A 17,159-nucleotide genomic window follows, 5' to 3' on the forward strand; every position below is an offset into this window, starting at 1 on the left:
ATGTGGCTCAGCAATTTTACTCTCGTCCTTCCAGATGAGATCGTGAGCCGCGGCTCGGTGCGCGTCGAGGACGGCGTAATCGCTGAAATCAGGCCGGAACCGGTCGCCAACACCGCAATCGATGGTGGTGGGCGCTTGCTGATGCCGGGCTTCGTGGACCTTCACGGCGACATGGTGGAGCGCGAGATCGCGCCGCGCCCGAATGCGCCGATGCCGATCGATTTCAGCATCCATGAACTGGATAAGAAGCTGGCCGCTGCAGGCGTCACGACGGCGTTTGCCGCCGTCTCCTTCGCAACGGAAAGCGTCTACGGCCATGTCCGCTCGCTTGAGACCACCTCGGCCGTCATCGAGGGTATCAACCGACTCCAGGATGATTTGCTTATCGATCACCGCGTCCATGCGCGCTATGAGATCACCAACCTCGGTGCCGCGCCGGCGCTCGAGAAGCTGCTTGAAGCCGGCCACGTCGACATGGTCTCGCTGACCGACCATACACCGGGGCAGGGGCAGTATAACAACATCCAGAGCTACATCCTGAGCATTGCCGAGCGCCGGGCCATTTCCGAGGAGATGGCCGCCGAGATGGTCGCCAAGCGCATCGAGATGCGCAACAATCCGGAGATCGAGATCAAGCTGAAACAGGTCGTCGATCTCGCCCTGAAACACAAGCTGTCGCTCGCCTCCCACGATGACGATAGCGCCGAGAAAGTCGCGCAAATGCACGATCTCGGTGTCACGATCAGCGAATTTCCGGTGACGCTTCCGGCGGCGGAAGAAGCGCGGCATCGCGGTCTCTGGACGCTGATGGGGGCTCCGAACGCCCTGCGCGGCCAGTCCATGTCCGGCAATCTCAGTGCGATCGATGCAGCCGCCGCTGGCCTGCTGACCGTCATCGCTGCCGATTATCATCCCGCGGCCTTCGTGCCCGGCATCTTCAAGATTGCCGACCGCACGAGCCTGCCTTACGCCGTTGCCATGGCGACCCGTAATGCGGCGCGTTCCGCAGGTCTTCTGGATCGCGGCGAGATCGCCGTTGGGCAGCAGGCGGATCTCGTGGTTGTTGAAGCCGGCGACGTGCACCGCATCCGCGCGACGTTCCGCAAAGGCCGTTTCGTTTACAGCGACGGCACCCTGCACCAGCCTCGGGCGCTTGCCGCCTGAGGCCAAGAGCATGTCTCCGAAAGTGGGAACCGCTTTCAGGACAAACACATGCGTGAAAGCAAAAAACTAAGGTAGGGCAAGCGAAACCAAAAGATCGCGCCGTGCTTTAGGCCCCTTCGCCGATCAGCGAGATAACGCTGCTACGTTCCGCCGGCGCTGCCGCAGCGCCGGTGCTGACGGCCTTGCCGCCCTCCATCTTCACCTTGCCGTGGGCAAGGAGCCGCAGCGCTTGCGGGTAGAGTTGATGCTCCACGGTGAGCACACGGGCGGCCAAGCTTTCTGCACTGTCGTTGGAGAGGATCGGAACGGCGGCCTGGCCGATAACCGGGCCCTCGTCCATGCCTTCGGTCACGAAGTGCACGGTGCAGCCGGCGATCCGCATGCCGGCGTCGATCGCTCGCTGGTGGGTATGCAGACCCGTGAACAGCGGCAGCAGGGAAGGGTGGATATTTATCATCCGGCCCTCGTAGCGCTGGATGAAGGTGCCGCTCAGAAGCCGCATATATCCCGCAAGGCAGAGGATGTCAGGCGATAGCTCATCGAGCGCGGCAAAGATCGCTCCTTCGTGCGCTTCCTTGCTGGCATAATCCTTGCGAACGAAGGCAAAGCTCGGAATGCCCTCGGCTGCCGCCTTGGCAAGCCCTCCGGCATCGGCCCTGTCGGAGATCACCCCGACGATTTCCGCCGGATAGTCGGCAGCCTTGGCAGCGGTGACCAGCGCCATCATGTTGGAACCGCCGCCGGAGATGAAGACGACGGCGCGTTTGCGTGACGTCGTCATATGGCGAGCGTACCCTTGTAGAGCGTGCCGGCCGCGCCCTCGGCGCGGGCAATCATCCGGCCGAGCGTTACGACCGTCTCGCCTTCAGCTTCAAGAGCGGCAGTGACGGTTGCGACGTTCTCAGCCGAAACGACTGCGATCATGCCGACGCCGCAGTTGAAGGTGCGCAGCATTTCATTGGCTTCAACGCCGCCGGTCTTCGACAGCCAGGAGAAGACGGCCGGAACTTTCACGGACGTAAGGTCGATCTCGGCTGCAAGGTGCTTCGGCAGGACGCGCGGAATATTCTCCGGGAAGCCGCCGCCGGTGATGTGCGCCAGTGCCTTGATGGCCTTGGTTTCGCGGATCGCCTTCAGCAGCGGCTTTACATAGATGCGGGTCGGCGTCAGCAGCGCTTCGCCGAGGCTCTTGTCTTCCGCGAACGGAGCCGGGGCATCCCAGGCGAGGCCCGAAATCCCGACGATCTTGCGCACCAGCGAAAAGCCGTTGGAGTGAACGCCTGAGGAGGCAAGGCCGAGGATCACATCGCCTTCGGCGATGTCGCCTGACGGCAGCAGCTGGCCACGCTCGGCAGCGCCGACGGCAAAGCCTGCAAGATCGTAGTCGCCGGAGGAGTACATGCCCGGCATTTCGGCAGTCTCGCCGCCGATCAACGCGCAACCCGCGTCGCGGCAGCCGGCAGCAATGCCCTCGACGATCGCCGCACCCTGGTCGGGATCGAGCTTGCCTGTCGCAAAGTAGTCGAGGAAGAACAGCGGCTCTGCGCCCTGGACCACAAGATCGTTGACGCACATGGCGACAAGATCGATGCCGACGGTATCATGATAATCGGCGTCGATGGCGATCTTCAGCTTGGTGCCGACGCCGTCATTGGCGGCAACGAGAACCGGATCCGTGAAGCCGGCAGCCTTGAGGTCGAACAAACCGCCGAAGCCGCCGATCTCGCCGTCCGCGCCCGGACGGCGCGTCGAGCGCACAGCCGGCTTGATCTTCTCCACCAGAAGGTTTCCGGCATCGATGTCGACGCCTGCGTCGCTATAGGTCAGGCCGTTTTTTCCAGACTGGCTCATACTGCTCTCCGATGGCTGCGCGGGGGCGGGAAATGTCACCGCCTCAATATTTGGGTCGCCATTGCATGACACGGGCCTACATGCAAGGGATTGCATGGAAAAAGCCCCAATTTCCCGCTCTTTTGACGCAGGCCCTCTGGATTTTTAGCGCCGGGGTTGACCATTCTCTCGGCCACATCCTATGTGCTCGAAAGGTTGCATCTGTATGGTGCGAAAGATCGAGACAGTCGATCAGCGGGGAATGTGATGCCACAGCAGGTTAGCGGGGCAGGTCTGAAGCGCCAGGTGATCTTCTGGCTGATCGTTCTTGCCTTCTTCATCGGCTTCCTTTTCATCTTCAGCTCGATCTTGTTGCCGTTCCTGGCCGGGATGGCACTGGCCTATTTCCTCGATCCGGTCGCGGACCGGTTGGAACGCCTTGGGCTGAGCCGCCTCATGTCGACGATCGTCATACTGATCGCCTTCATCATCATGATCGTGCTGGCCCTGATGATTTTGATACCGGTCTTGGCGAGCCAGTTCAGCGACTTTGCTGGTCGCCTGCCGGGCTACATCGAGCAGTTGCAGACATTTATCACGAACTCGCAGAACTCCCTCATGCCGGATTGGGTGAGGAACCAGCTCGGGACGATCAAGAACAACTTCTCCGAAATCCTGTCGCAGGGATTTGGATTGCTCACCGGTCTCTTCGGCCAGGTCTGGAGTTCCGGCCTTGCCGTCGTCAACGTGATCTCGCTGATGATCGTTACGCCCGTCGTGGCCTTCTACATGCTGCTTGATTGGGACCGCATGATCGCCAAGGTCGATCAGTACATTCCCCGCGACTACGTGGCGAACGTCCACCAGATCATGCGTGAAATCGATCAGGCGATCGCCGGGTTCATCCGCGGGCAGGGCTCGCTCTGCCTGATCCTGGGCGTCTGGTATGCGGTTGGCCTGTCGTTGGTCGGTTTGAACTTCGGCCTGTTGATCGGCCTGTTTGCGGGCATGATCAGCTTCATTCCCTATGTGGGGTCCTTGGTGGGGCTTGTTCTTGCCGTCGGCGTTGCCATCGTTCAGTTCTGGCCGGACTACATCTGGGTCGGCGCGGTGCTCGCGGTCTTCTTCAGTGGCCAATTCATGGAAGGCAACATCCTGCAGCCGAAGCTGGTAGGCCACAGTGTCGGGCTGCATCCGGTGTGGCTGATGTTCGCCCTGTTTGCCTTTGGTGCGTTGTTCGGCTTTGTCGGTCTGCTGGTTGCCGTCCCGGCGGCAGCGGCCGTTGGCGTGCTTGTCCGCTTTGCCCTTTCGCGCTACCTTCAGAGCGATCTTTATGCCGGCCACTCGAAAGAGGGCCAGGTCGGCAAGACAAAAGCTGATCCCAATGACTGATGTGAAAAACGCTGGTCCAAGGCGCACCGCCGTCGAGCAGCTTCCCTTGGCTTTTTCGCACGATGCTGCGACCGGGCGCGATGATCTCTTGATCTCGGAACGGCTTGCCGCTGCAGTCTCCATCGTTGATGCCTGGCCGAATTGGCCTTCTCCCGTGGTGATCCTCGCCGGTCCGGTGGGCTCGGGAAAATCGCATCTCGCGAATATCTGGAAGGACCATAGCGGCGCCGTAGAGATCCATCCGAAGGCCGGCGCCAACGCGGCTATTGATGCGGCGAACGGTCCCGTGCTTTTCGAGGATGTCGATCGGGTAGGGTTCGATGACAACGAACTCTTCCATGTCATCAACAGCGTGCGGGAGAACGGCCACAGCCTTCTGATGACAAGCCGCCTCTGGCCCATGTCGTGGCCGGTGGAGCTGCCGGATTTGCGCTCGCGCCTCAAGGCCGCGACCGTCGTCGAGATTGGCGAGCCGGACGAGGAACTGCTGTCGCAGGTCATGGTAAAGTTGTTTGCAGACCGCCAGCTTTATATTGATGACAAACTGGTCCTCTATATCGTTGTCAGGATGGAACGATCGCTGAATACGGCTCAGACGATCGTCGACAGGCTGGACCGGCTCGCCCTCTCTCGCGGCACAAAGATTACCCGAGCTCTGGCCGCTGAAGTGTTGAATGAATTGGGTAATTCGGAACCGTCGGATTGACTGTCACAGTTCCGTCGTGAAACTGATATAATTCGCTTGGCCGAATGAAACGGGACAATCAGACCATGGACAGCGCAGTCACGGAGCATCACGAACCCACTCCGGAAACCGATGAGACTGCGCCTTCGCTAGAAGAACTGCTGGCTAGCCCCGAGCGCTTCATCAACCGCGAGTTCTCATGGTTGCAGTTCAATCGCCGTGTTCTCGAGGAAACGCTGAACACTGAGCATCCCCTGCTCGAGCGGGTCCGCTTCCTGTCGATCTCGGCCGCAAACCTCGACGAATTCTTCATGGTGCGCGTTGCCGGTCTGGAAGGGCAGGTACGTCAGAATATTATGATGCGCTCGCCGGACGGCAAGACGCCGGCCGAACAGCTCGATGCTATCCTCCAGGAGATCGACAATCTGCAGATGGAGCAGCAGGCATCGCTTGCCGTGCTCCAGCAGTACCTCGCCAAGGAAGACATCCTGATCGTGCGTCCGGGAGCTCTCAGCGAATCCGATCGCGCGTGGCTCGCGACAGAATTCGAGCAGGCGATCTTCCCGGTGTTGACGCCGCTGTCCATCGACCCGGCGCATCCGTTCCCCTTCATCCCGAACCTCGGCTTCTCGATCGGCCTGCAGCTTGTCAGCAAGAGCGGCCGCGAACCGATGACAGCGCTGCTGCGCCTGCCTCCGGCTCTCGACCGCTTCGTTCGCCTGCCGGATGATCGCAATACGATCCGCTACGTCACGCTTGAGGACGTGACGAACGTCTTCATTCACCGGCTCTATCCTGGCTACGAAGTGCAGGGCTCGGGTACGTTCCGGATCATCCGCGACAGCGATATCGAAGTCGAGGAAGAGGCCGAAGACCTCGTGCGCTTCTTCGAAACCGCGCTGAAGCGCCGCCGCCGTGGATCGGTGATCCGCATCGAGACCGATTCCGAAATGCCGGCGTCGTTGCGCCAGTTCGTCGTGCAGGCGCTGAACGTTCCCGACAATCGCGTCGCGGTTTTGCCGGGCCTCCTTGCGTTGAACACTCTCTCCGAGATCACCAAGGCACCGCGCGACGACCTTCGATTTCCCCCCTACAATGCGCGATTTCCCGAACGCGTCCGCGAGCACGCCGGCGACTGCTTCGCTGCCATCCGTGAAAAGGACATGGTGGTTCACCATCCCTACGAGTCTTTCGACGTGGTGGTCCAGTTCCTGCTCCAGGCTGCGCGCGATCCTGACGTCCTGGCGATAAAGCAGACGCTCTACCGCACGTCGAACGACAGCCCGATTGTGCGTGCGCTGATCGACGCGGCCGAATCCGGGAAGTCTGTCACCGCTCTGGTGGAGCTGAAGGCACGGTTCGACGAAGAGGCAAATATTCGCTGGGCCCGCGATCTGGAGCGCGCCGGCGTACAGGTCGTTTTCGGTTTCATCGAGCTCAAGACCCACGCCAAGATGTCGCTGATCGTCCGGCGGGAAGAGGGCAAGCTGCGCAGCTACTGCCATCTCGGCACCGGTAACTATCATCCGGTCACCGCGAAGATCTATACCGACCTGTCGTTCTTCACGTGCAATCCGGTGGTCGCCCACGACATGGCGAACATCTTCAACTTCATTACCGGCTATGGCGAACCGGAAGAAAGCATGAAGCTTGCGGTCTCGCCTTACACGCTACGCACCCGAATCCTTCGTCACATCGACGAGGAGATCAAACACGCCAAGGGTGGTGCGCCGGCGGCGATCTGGATGAAGATGAATTCGCTTGTCGACCCGGAGATCATCGACGCGCTCTACACGGCAAGCCGCGCCGGCGTTGAGATCGATCTCGTGATCCGCGGCATCTGCTGCCTGCGTCCACAAGTTGCCGGTCTCTCTGAAAATATCCGCGTGAAATCGATCGTAGGCCGTTTCCTGGAGCATAGCCGCATCTTCTGCTTCGGCAATGGTCACGGGCTGCCGTCGGACAAGGCGCTGGTCTATATCGGCTCGGCCGACATGATGCCGCGTAACCTCGATCGCCGGGTCGAAACGCTGGTACCCTTGAAGAATCCGACGGTTCACGAGCAGGTCCTGTCACAGATTATGCTCGGCAATATCATTGACAACCAGCAAAGCTACGAGATATTGCCCGACGGAACGTCAAGGCGCATGGAAGTGCGCAAGGGCGAAGAGCCGTTCAATGCGCAGCAGTATTTCATGACCAACCCCAGCCTGTCCGGCCGTGGCGAAGCCTTGAAATCCAGTGCACCCAAGCTGATCGCCGGTCTGCTTTCTGGCCGAAACAACAAGTAATATTGGACCTGCATGGTTGAATCAGAAGCCCAGGGGCGCCTTCCCGGTATTGCCCCGGTCTCCGTCGTCGACATCGGGTCGAACTCGATCCGTGTGGTCATCTATGAAGGCATGTCCCGATCGCCGACGATCCTTTTCAACGAAAAGGTGTTGTGCGGCCTCGGACGGGGCATCGCGCTGACCGGAAAGATGGACGAGGCAAGCGTCGAGCGCGCTCTGGCGGCTTTGCACCGGTTCAAGGCTTTGTCCGATCAGGCGCGCGCTGCCACCATGTACGTTCTCGCGACCGCGGCTGCCCGCGAAGCATCGAACGGCCCCGACTTCATCCATCAGGCCGAGACCATTCTTCAGCGCAAGGTCCGCGTTCTCTCCGGCGAGGAAGAGGCGAAATTCTCCGCCCTCGGCATTGTCAGCGGCTTCTATGCGCCAGACGGTATTGCCGGTGACCTCGGCGGCGGTTCGTTGGAATTGATTGACATCAAGGGCAAGGAAGTCGGCAAGGGGGTTACCTTGCCGCTCGGTGGGCTTCGTCTGTCCGAATATGCCGGCGGCTCGATGGAGAAGGCCAGGACGTTTGCTCGCAAGCATGTGAAAACAAGTTCGAAGCTGCTGGCGAAGGGGGCTGGGCGCACTTTCTATGCCGTTGGCGGTACCTGGCGAAACATCGCGAAGCTGCACATGGAAATGACGGAATATCCGCTGCACATGATGCAGGGTTATGAGGTTCCGTTCGATGCGATGATGCAATTCCTCGATCAGGTGGAGATTGCCAAGGACTCGAAGGATCCTGCGTGGATGGCCGTTTCGAAGCATCGCCGTGCGCTGCTTCCCTTCGGCGCGGTTGCCATGAAGGAAGTCCTGAGCGCGATGAAACCCTCTGTCATCTCGTTCTCGGGGCAGGGCGTGCGCGAAGGCTACCTCTATTCATTGCTCTCCGAGAGCGAGCGCCGCAGCGATCCACTGCTGGCGGCCGCTGGCGAACTCGCCATTCTGCGCGCCCGTTCGCCGGAACACGCCAGGGAGCTGGCGGACTGGACAGGCCGCATGATGCCCTATTTCGGCATCACGGAGACGGAAGAGGAGGCGCGCTATCGCCAGGCTGCGTGTCTGCTTGCCGACATCAGCTGGCGCGCGCATCCCGATTACCGCGGCCTGCAGGCGCTGAACATTATCGCTCACTCATCCTTTGTCGGCATCAGCCATCCTGGCCGCGCCTTCATTGCGCTGACGAACTACTACAGGTTCGAAGGGCCTTATGACGACGGCGCCACGGGGCCTCTTGGTACGATCGCAACGCCGCGATTTATCGAGCGCGCCAAGCTCCTCGGCGGCCTGCTGCGTGTCGTCTATCTCTTTTCGGCATCGATGCCCGGCGTCGTGCGCAATCTCACCTTCCAGAAATCGTCCAAACCCGATCTCGACCTGGAGTTCGTAGTGCCGGCGGAATATCACGACTTTGCAGGTGAGCGTCTCGATGGCCGGCTGCAGCAGCTTGCCAAGCTGGCGGACAAGCGTCTGGCTTTCCGCTTCGAATAGCACTCGGCGCGGAACTGACGTTCCGCGAAAGCCGACCAACGGATGGCCCATCGACGTCCGGTGATCCGAAGGCTGGCGCTGCGGATAGCGGGAGACCGCATGCCCCGATGCCTGGCCCGCCAATATTGCCGATGCATGCAGCGTAGCGCAGTCCGGCGGCTATCGGCGAGGTTGACGTATCTGTTTGACATGCTTCAACTGGCCAATGACACAAACGAAATGCGGGCAGAGACATGATCACAGATATCGAGGACTTCTTCACGAAGGGATGCGGACGCTGCGAGCGCTTTGCGACTCCGGACTGTTCGACGCGGCAATGGATCGACGGCCTGAACGACCTTCGCCGAATTTGCCTCGAGGTCGGGCTCGTCGAGACGGTGAAATGGGCGCATCCCTGCTACATGCACGAAGGCCGCAATATCGTGATTCTCGGTGCCTTTCGCAGCGACTTTCGCGCCACGTTCTTCAACGCAGCGCTCATGAAGGATTCCGAAGGCGTTCTCGAGAAGCAGGGGCCGAATACCCGGCATCCCGACATGATCCGCTTTGTGGACAACGCCCTAGTGGCAAAGATGGAACCTGTCATCCTGTCCTACCTTAAGGAGGCGATGGGATATGCAGAGGCAGGCATTAAACCGCCAAAGGAAGAAAGCGAACTCGAATTGCCTGACGAGTTGGTCGAGGCATTGGACTCCGACCCTGAACTTGCAGAAGCCTTTCACGAATTGACGCCCGGGCGACAGAAGAGTTACGTGATCAATCTCAACGGGGCGAAGACGTCCGTTACGCGCACGTCACGCATTGTGAAGTTTCGCGATCACATTATTGCCGGAAAGGGCGCGACCGAGCGCTGAGCCGAACTTTCGAACGTCCGTAGATCGAGCATTCCAGTCAAAGAAGCCCCGCTCTTCCGAGCGGGGCTTCTTGGCGAAGCCCGAGACTTACTTCGCGTTCAGAAGTTCGCCGACTTCAAGCAGGCTGAACTCGTTGTTGTCGGCCTTATCGACGGCGCGGCCGGCCGAGAAGGGCAGGTTGTTGTCGTTGCCGACGATTATGTGCGTGGCATCGACGCGATCGACGTTCTCAATCGTCACGAACGGCATGTCGTAGACGCCATCCTTGCTGCCAGCTTTCTTCTTGTTGTCGGGGTCCTTGATGTTCAGGAGGTCGATGTAGCCGATCTTGCGAACAGCCTTGCCGACGTTGGCGTCGTTGAATTCGATCTTGTAGATGCGCTTGAGTTCGGCTGGGGCTTCAAAGCAATCCGGCTTCGGCTGCTTGGAATCGGCGCAGGCTTTGTCCTTGGTGCCGGCGCCGTTGTCGCGCTCGATCACGAGTGCGGTCGAGCCATCGAGCATGTTGAAGTCGCCGATCGAAACGCCCTTGTCTTCGAAGGGGTAGAACCACGTACGACCGGTCCAGCTTTTGGAAGCAGTGTCAAATTCGATGACGCGGATGGCGGTGTGGCCGTCAACCGATTCCATCTTGCCGTCGTCCTGATAAAGCGCGCCTTCCAGCAGGCCATAGAGCTTGCTGCCGTCCTTGGACATAGCAAGACCTTCAAAGCCGCCCGAGCGCTTCAGGTTGAAGATCGGCGTCTTCGCGGTCGGGTTTGCCTGGATGGAAAGCACCGGATTGTCGGGCGACATGACCGGCTTACCATCGACCGTGGTCGCAGTAACGTCGGTCAGGCGGCCTTCGGTGTCGAACTTGAGAAGGTACGGTCCGAATTCTTCGCCGATCCAGAAGCCGTCTGCGACGGGCTGCACGGATTCGATGTCGAAGTCCGCACCCGTAAGATAGCGGTTTTCGGCGCCTTCGAGCACGATCGGGAAGGGTGCCTTCTTGTCCGGATCGGAGAGGAAGAGGTTCTTGACGACATCGACCTTGCCGGCCTGCCAGTCGAACTTGACCTGATGCAGGGAGAGCATCGCGTCGCTGGAGTTGGCCTTGGCGCCGAAGCCGTTATCCGAGAGCGTCCAGAACGTGCCGTCCGGCATGCTCTTGATGCCGGAGAAGCCCTGGATCGGCTGCCCATCGAAGGGCAGTTTCAGATCGGTGACGCGTGCGCCGTCCTTGCCGGGAACGCTGTTGAGCGCTTCGGTGCGCTTGCGGTCAGCAGTGGTGAATTTGCCGGAATGCTTGAGGAACTCTGGCGCATCGGCGGGAGCCGCCACGAGCGTGTTGGCGGGTAGGATGGCCTGGCTTGCAAGCTTTGCCGGAAATTCCTGCTGGTCAGCGGCGGCTGAACCGGCGATCAAAAAAAGAAATGAAACAGAAGCAAGAAGAGTATTTTTCATCGAAACCCCCAGGGATTGGAATGCGGGTCTCGAATAGCAAGGCTTTCATGTCGGGGCGTTGACGCTTGCATGAAGCTTTGGTGACGTCTTGTGGTTGTCCGCTTTGGCGAGCGCGATGACACCGAGGCTCTGGCCCCGGCCCTTGACGGCGTGGCTTCCAAGGTCCTCGACCGAGACGGTCTCCGGCATCTTGATCCGCTGGGCAAGGTCGCTCGAGATCAGGACTGATCGGTTCAGCGTCTTGGAGAGCGATTCAAGTCGGGAGGCGGTGTTTACGGTGTCGCCGAAATAGGTGATCTTATGGTGGTCGACCCCGATTTCGGCGGTGATCACCGTACCGCCGTGGAGAGCGGCGCGCAGGCGAGGGACTTGGCCGTATGTCTTCAGCCAGTTCTCGGCATCCGCCTCTATCGATCCGATGATGTCGAAGATGCAGTTCACGCATCGCGCGAACTTGATCCCGCGCTCCAATGGCCAGCTGATGATGGCGGCGTCGCCCACGTAGTCGTCGATGGTGCCCCTGTACTTTCTCACCGGCTCCGCAAAGGTGGCAAACAGCGAGCTCAGCATCTGTTGCGCGCGGAGATCGCCATGCTTCTCGGCGAAGGACGTCGAATCCACCAGGTCGATGAACAGGAAAACCCGCTCCTCACTGATTGGCTTCCTGTAGCGGCTGAAAAGCATGCTCGTGAAGATGTCTCGGCCCAGCAATTCGCGGATGCGCAGCACGAAGATGATAAGCGCACACACCGCAAGTGCATAGAGGAAGGCATCGAAAGGCAGGACAACGGCATTGACCCAAGATGCCGGACTAAAGACGCCGAGCCACCACATGGAGAGGCCGGCGATCGCGAACCCGATGCTCATCAGGATTTCGTAGGCGAAGATCTTGGCGAGGAAGAACGTTACCGTCGGCAACGCCTGCATGCGCCGGTAAAGACCACGCAGGATCACCTTGCGCTCAAAGGCCATGATCGGCATGCCGATGAACAGCGCAAAGGTTGCGCCCACGAAGGGATGGCCGCCATAGAAGCGCATGTCGTAGAGAACGCCGCTCGCAGCGATAACAAGCGCGATCAACAACCAGTTCTGAACTGGAGATATTTCCCTCATGTCGTCCTTTTCGCGGTCGCTTCGCCGGCGGTGCTCAAGCCATATAGGAACACTACTGCGCTTCCGAAAGGCGCGCCAAGCCGGCGTTCTTGGATCAAATCGATCTGGCGATGACTATGCGCGAAAAAAGTCCGCTTGATGGCGCTTAGAGCGCCACCGTCTCCACTTTCTTGCCGACGAAGCGAAGAGCGACCTGGCCCTGGATAAGCTGCAGCGCCGGCTCGCCGAAAAGCTCCCGGCGCCAGCCGTGCAGCGCCGCGACTTCTGCCATTTCGCCTTCCGCTGCGATCCTGTCGAGATCCTCGCTGTTGGCAATGACCTTCGGCGCGACGCCATGTTTTTCCGAGATCAGCTTCAAAAGGACCTTCAGAAGTTCGGCGGCAGCGGCAGCACCTTCCGGCTGCTGCGTCTGCCGCGGGGCGTGCGGCATGTCGGCCTTTGGCAAGGCAAGGGCCGCATTGACGGCGTCGATGACAGCTACGCCGGCAGCCGATCGCTCCCAACCCTTGGGGATCGTTCGCAAGCGACCGAGCCCTTCGGCGTCCTTCGGCTGCTGCTGGGCGATCTCGTAAATCGCGTCATCCTTCAATACGCGTGAGCGCGGCACGTTGCGGGAGCGGGCCTCGCGCTCGCGCCAGGCGGCGACATATTTCAGGATGGCAAGCTCCTGCGGCTTGCGCAGGCGCATTTTCAGGCGCTGCCACGCATCATCAGGATGCATGTCATAGGTCTCGCGGGCCTCAAGGATATCCATCTCCTCCCGCAGCCAGGAGGAGCGGCCTTCGCGTTCCAGCTCGGCTTTGAGATAGCGGTAGACGTCGCGCAGATGCGTCACGTCGGCAAGCGCATAGTCCAGCTGCTTTTCAGAAAGCGGCCGGCGGCTCCAGTCGGTGAAGCGCGAAGACTTGTCGATCTGAACGCCCTTGGTGCGGCTGACCAGCTGATCATAGGAGACCGAGTCGCCGAAGCCACATACCATCGCGGCAACCTGCGTATCGAAGATCGGATGCGGGATCAGTCCGCCGCGGTTGTAGATGATTTCGATATCCTGGCGCGCGGCATGGAAGACCTTTAGGACGGCCGGATTGGCCATCAACTCGAAGAACGGTCGGAGGTCGAGACCCTTGGCGAGCGGGTCGACCAGCACCTCGGTCGTCGGGCTTGCCATCTGGATCAGGCAGAGTTCCGGCCAGAACGTCGTCTCTCGGAGAAACTCGGTGTCGATGGTAATGAATTCTGACTTGGCCAGCTCTTTGCAGGCCGCCTCCAAATCGGCGGTAGTTTCGATCATCTCAATTCATTCGCAGGATAGACATAGTTGAACCTTCCTTCTCCTTTCGGCCGGATATGTCAACTAGAACCCGCAAAGACCTATCAAACAACTCTAACATAACTGGTCATACCGGTCTTTTGATGTTCGATGATGTGGCAATGCAGCACCCAGTCGCCGAGATTGTCGGCCACGAAGGCGAGCTGCACCTTTTCGTCAGGCTGGACGAGATAAGTGTCGCTGACAAGGGGCGTGACATCCCGCGTCGATGACGACAGAACCGTAAAACTCATGCCGTGCAGGTGGATGGGGTGCGTGTGCGGCGTCACGTTTTCGAGCTGCAGGATGTAGCTTTTGCCAAGTTTCAGTTCTGCCAGGGGCGCAGTCGGGTCTGGCCCGTCACCCGGCCACGGCACTTTGTTGATGGCCCAGAAGTTGTAGCCCAGCGTGCCACAGATGCTGTCGGCCGCTCCGCTTTCTGCCGTGGCGCTGAGGACGAGCGGGATCTTCTCTGCGGAAGACAGGTCGGCTTTGGCCACAGGGTTCTCGCCGAGCGCGGCGAGATCGCCGACATTGCGCTTCAGCGATGTTCCGACGGCTCGAAGCTTGGCGATCGTCTTCGGTGTTGTACCGCGGATGTCTTCAAGCGCGGCAATGGCGCCTTCGCTATCCGGCATCCGCACGGCGAGATCGAGACGCTGGCCGGGGCCGATCAGCAGCAGATCGAGCGAGAAACGTTTTGGCACCGGATTGCCGTCGATCGCGATGATCGTCGCCTCGGCCCCTTGCATCCTCAACGAAAAGATGCGGGTGACGTCGGTCGCGGCGATCCGCAGCCGAACGAGGCCGCCGGCGGGCGCATCATACTGGGGCTCCTGACGCCAATTGGCTGTCCTGACAGTGCCGTAGGTGCCGCTCTTTGCCGCGTCGCGCGGGCGGAAAGCCGCAATGAACTGGCCATCGCCGCCGAGGCGCCAGTCGCGCAAGTTGAGCAATACCTCTGCGTCGAATTTGGGGTCGTCAGGATCCTCCACCACGAGAAGGCCTGTCATGCCGTGACCCATTTGCGTCAGCGTGTTGCAATGCGGGTGGTACCAGAAGGTGCCGGCATCCGGCGGGGTGAAGGCGTAGTCGAAGCTGTCGCCGGTATAGACGTAGGGCTGTGTCAGGAAGGGCACCCCGTCCATCTTGTTGGCGATTCTCAGACCGTGCCAGTGGATCGTAGTCGGCTCGTCGAGCGTATTCGTGAGCCTGGCAGCAAAAGGCTTCCCCTTCGTCATTCGCAAGATGGGCGGCATGCCGCCATCGCCCCAGGTCAGGATGTCCTTCGTGATGCCTGCGTCGGTGATACCAGCGGTCGTCCTCACGGCCTTCAGCACCTGCGGCGCGGGTGCAGCCTCCGCCAGCCCGAACTTGCCCGCGATCCCGATCCCTACGCCGTAGGCACCTGCGACTGCAGACGTTTTCAGCAGATTGCGGCGAGTGAGAAGAGGCATTTCGAGGCTCCACACGAACGATATCGCTCCTCTTTAAAGTTGACCGAGAGTTTCAGCAATATGGTGCGAGGCTGCTAAACTGCCGCACGGCTGTTCACCAGCACGGGGTTGCACCACGCTATAACCGCTCGCAAAGCGCAGGCTCGGTGCGCCAACCCTTGACAAATCAGACCGTCCATGCGCTTTTCCGCCCGATTTTCTTGTCGGTACGGGAGAGCCATCAGAGCCCCTTGCTGCCGTCTTAAGCCAAATACCGGGAATTGAGATTATGCATCGCTATCGCAGCCACACATGTGCAGCCCTCCGCAAGTCGGATGTCGGCGCGAACGTCCGGATTTCCGGCTGGGTCCATCGTGTTCGCGACCATGGCGGCGTTCTCTTCATCGATCTTCGCGACCACTACGGCATTACACAGGTCGTCGCCGATCCGGACTCTCCGGCCTTCAGGCAGGCTGAACTGGTTCGTGGCGAGTGGGTCATCCGCATCGACGGTCTCGTGAAGGCGCGCACCGAAGACACCGTCAACAAGAACATGGCAACCGGTGAGATCGAACTCTATGCGCAGGAGATCGAAGTTCTCTCCGCCGCCAAGGAACTGCCGCTGCCCGTTTTCGGCGAGCCTGATTATCCCGAAGACGTGCGCCTGAAGTACCGTTTCCTCGACCTGCGCCGCGAAACGCTGCACAAGAACATCGTCAAGCGCACGCAGGTGATCTCTGCCATGCGTCGCGAGATGGGCAATATCGGCTTCACCGAATACACGACGCCGATCCTGACGGCCTCCTCGCCGGAAGGTGCGCGCGACTTCTTGGTGCCATCACGCATTCATCCCGGCACCTTCTATGCCCTGCCGCAGGCGCCGCAGCAGTACAAGCAGCTGCTGATGGTTGCCGGCTTCGACCGCTACTTCCAGATCGCGCCGTGCTTCCGTGACGAAGACCCGCGCGCCGACCGCCTGCCGGGCGAGTTCTACCAGCTCGACCTCGAAATGAGCTTCGTCGAGCAGGAAGACATCTGGAACACCATGGGTCCGATGATGACCTCGATCTTCGAGGAATTTGCCGAAGGCAAGCCAGTCACCAAGGAATGGCCGCGTATTCCTTACGACGAAGCGATCCGCAAGTACGGTTCCGACAAGCCGGATCTGCGCAACCCGATCGTCATGGAAGCCGTCACCGATCACTTCGCCGGCTCTGGCTTCAAGGTCTTCGCGGGCATGATCGCCTCGAACCCGAAGGTCGAGATCTGGGCGATCCCGGCAAAGACCGGCGGCTCGCGCGCATTCTGCGACCGCATGAACGCCTGGGCGCAGAGCCAGGGCCAGCCCGGCCTTGGCTACATCTTCTGGAAGGAAGAAGACGGTAAGATCGGCGGCTCCGGCCCGCTCGCCAAGAACATCGGCGAGGAACGCACCGAAGCGATCCGCACGCAGCTTGGCCTTGATGCGGGCGACGCCTGCTTCTTCGTCGCCGGCGAGCCGTCCAAGTTCTACAAGTTTGCAGGCGAAGCCCGTACCCGCGCCGCCGACGAGCTGAACCTCATCGACCGCGACCGCTTCGAGCTGTGCTGGATCGTCGACTTCCCGTTCTTCGAATACAACGAGGAAGAAAAGAAGATCGACTTCGCCCACAACCCGTTCTCGATGCCGCAGGGCGGCCTCGACGCGCTGATGAACCAGGATCCGCTTGGCATCAAGGCCTATCAGTACGACGCGGTCTGCAACGGCTTCGAAATCGCTTCGGGCTCGATCCGTAACCAGTCGCCGGAAACTATGGTCGCCGCCTTCGAAAAGATCGGCCTCAGCCAGCAGGACGTGGAAGATCGTTTCGGCGGCCTCTACCGCGCCTTCCAGTACGGTGCGCCTCCGCACGGTGGTGCCGCATTCGGCATCGATCGCATCGTCATGCTGCTCGTCGGCGCCAAGAACCTGCGCGAGATCTCGCTGTTCCCGATGAACCAGCAGGCGCAGGACCTTCTGATGGGCGCGCCGACCCCGGCAACGCCGACGCAGCTGCGCGAACTTGCGATCCGCCCGATCCCGCCGGTCAAGAAGGACTGAGGCAGAGTACATGATTGAAAAGA

The 17,159-nt window shown here is 60.4% G+C and carries 13 protein-coding genes; 7 read left to right on the forward strand and 6 right to left on the reverse strand.

All coding sequences use genetic code 11. The features are described from left to right. Positions 1–1,164, forward strand: coding sequence for an alpha-D-ribose 1-methylphosphonate 5-triphosphate diphosphatase (locus IB248_RS24415; protein ID WP_169681052.1), 1,164 nt, complete (start codon positions 1–3; stop codon positions 1,162–1,164). A 106-nt stretch (positions 1,165–1,270) separates the two neighbouring features. Here the strand turns inward: IB248_RS24415 and purN are convergent, their stop codons facing one another. Together purN and purM are read right to left on the reverse strand one after the other, a co-directional pair. Next, positions 1,271–1,945, reverse strand: coding sequence for a phosphoribosylglycinamide formyltransferase (gene purN, locus IB248_RS24420; protein WP_169681050.1), 675 nt, complete (start codon positions 1,943–1,945; stop codon positions 1,271–1,273). Next, complete coding sequence (gene purM / locus IB248_RS24425; RefSeq protein ID WP_169681048.1) at positions 1,942–3,015, reverse strand: phosphoribosylformylglycinamidine cyclo-ligase; 1,074 nt, start codon at positions 3,013–3,015, stop codon at positions 1,942–1,944. The genes purN and purM overlap by 4 nt, the downstream gene beginning before the upstream one ends. Positions 3,016–3,261: 246 nt before the next feature. On the opposite strand from purM, the gene IB248_RS24430 reads away from it, so the two are divergent. From IB248_RS24430 to IB248_RS24450, 5 genes are all read left to right on the forward strand, one after another. Then, positions 3,262–4,386, forward strand: a complete 1,125-nt coding sequence (locus IB248_RS24430) for an AI-2E family transporter (protein ID WP_018859177.1) — start codon at positions 3,262–3,264, stop codon at positions 4,384–4,386. After that, on the forward strand, positions 4,379–5,092 hold the full coding sequence (gene hdaA / locus IB248_RS24435; RefSeq protein WP_018859178.1) for a DnaA regulatory inactivator HdaA: 714 nt from the start codon (positions 4,379–4,381) through the stop codon (positions 5,090–5,092). The genes IB248_RS24430 and hdaA overlap by 8 nt, the downstream gene beginning before the upstream one ends. A 65-nt stretch (positions 5,093–5,157) precedes the next feature. Then, a complete protein-coding gene (locus tag IB248_RS24440; protein WP_026372047.1) occupies positions 5,158–7,362 on the forward strand; it encodes an RNA degradosome polyphosphate kinase in 2,205 nt (734 codons plus the stop codon). 12 nt (positions 7,363–7,374) lie between these two features. Next, positions 7,375–8,898 (forward strand): exopolyphosphatase, encoded by a 1,524-nt coding sequence (gene ppx, locus IB248_RS24445; protein WP_018116879.1) that lies wholly within the window; start codon positions 7,375–7,377, stop codon positions 8,896–8,898. A gap of 233 nt (positions 8,899–9,131) precedes the next feature. Continuing rightward, positions 9,132–9,752: a YdeI/OmpD-associated family protein gene (locus tag IB248_RS24450; RefSeq protein ID WP_192241818.1), complete on the forward strand. Its 621-nt coding sequence runs from the start codon at positions 9,132–9,134 to the stop codon at positions 9,750–9,752. A gap of 87 nt (positions 9,753–9,839) precedes the next feature. Here the strand turns inward: IB248_RS24450 and IB248_RS24455 are convergent, their stop codons facing one another. The 4 genes from IB248_RS24455 to IB248_RS24470 all read right to left on the reverse strand — a co-directional run bounded on the left by IB248_RS24455 (position 9,840) and on the right by IB248_RS24470 (position 15,077). Then, the gene (locus IB248_RS24455; RefSeq protein ID WP_113470729.1) at positions 9,840–11,198 is read right to left on the reverse strand and encodes an esterase-like activity of phytase family protein; all 1,359 of its coding nucleotides are present in this window, start codon (positions 11,196–11,198) and stop codon (positions 9,840–9,842) included. Between the two features lie 45 nt (positions 11,199–11,243). Then, the gene (locus IB248_RS24460; protein ID WP_026372048.1) at positions 11,244–12,311 is read right to left on the reverse strand and encodes an adenylate/guanylate cyclase domain-containing protein; all 1,068 of its coding nucleotides are present in this window, start codon (positions 12,309–12,311) and stop codon (positions 11,244–11,246) included. Positions 12,312–12,456: 145 nt separating this feature from the next. Beyond that, entirely contained in the window at positions 12,457–13,602 is a 1,146-nt protein-coding gene (rnd, locus tag IB248_RS24465) for a ribonuclease D (protein WP_113470730.1), read from the reverse strand. An 83-nt stretch (positions 13,603–13,685) separates the two neighbouring features. Then, positions 13,686–15,077 (reverse strand): multicopper oxidase family protein, encoded by a 1,392-nt coding sequence (locus IB248_RS24470; protein WP_169681046.1) that lies wholly within the window; start codon positions 15,075–15,077, stop codon positions 13,686–13,688. Positions 15,078–15,345: 268 nt separating this feature from the next. Here IB248_RS24470 and aspS point away from each other — a divergent pair, with 268 nt between their 5' ends. Next, positions 15,346–17,136, forward strand: a complete 1,791-nt coding sequence (gene aspS / locus IB248_RS24475) for an aspartate--tRNA ligase (protein WP_113470731.1) — start codon at positions 15,346–15,348, stop codon at positions 17,134–17,136. The last annotated feature ends 23 nt before the right edge of the window (positions 17,137–17,159 follow it).

This window comes from Rhizobium sp. RHZ01, from assembly GCF_014851595.1.
Lineage (GTDB): Bacteria > Pseudomonadota > Alphaproteobacteria > Rhizobiales > Rhizobiaceae > Rhizobium > Rhizobium altiplani.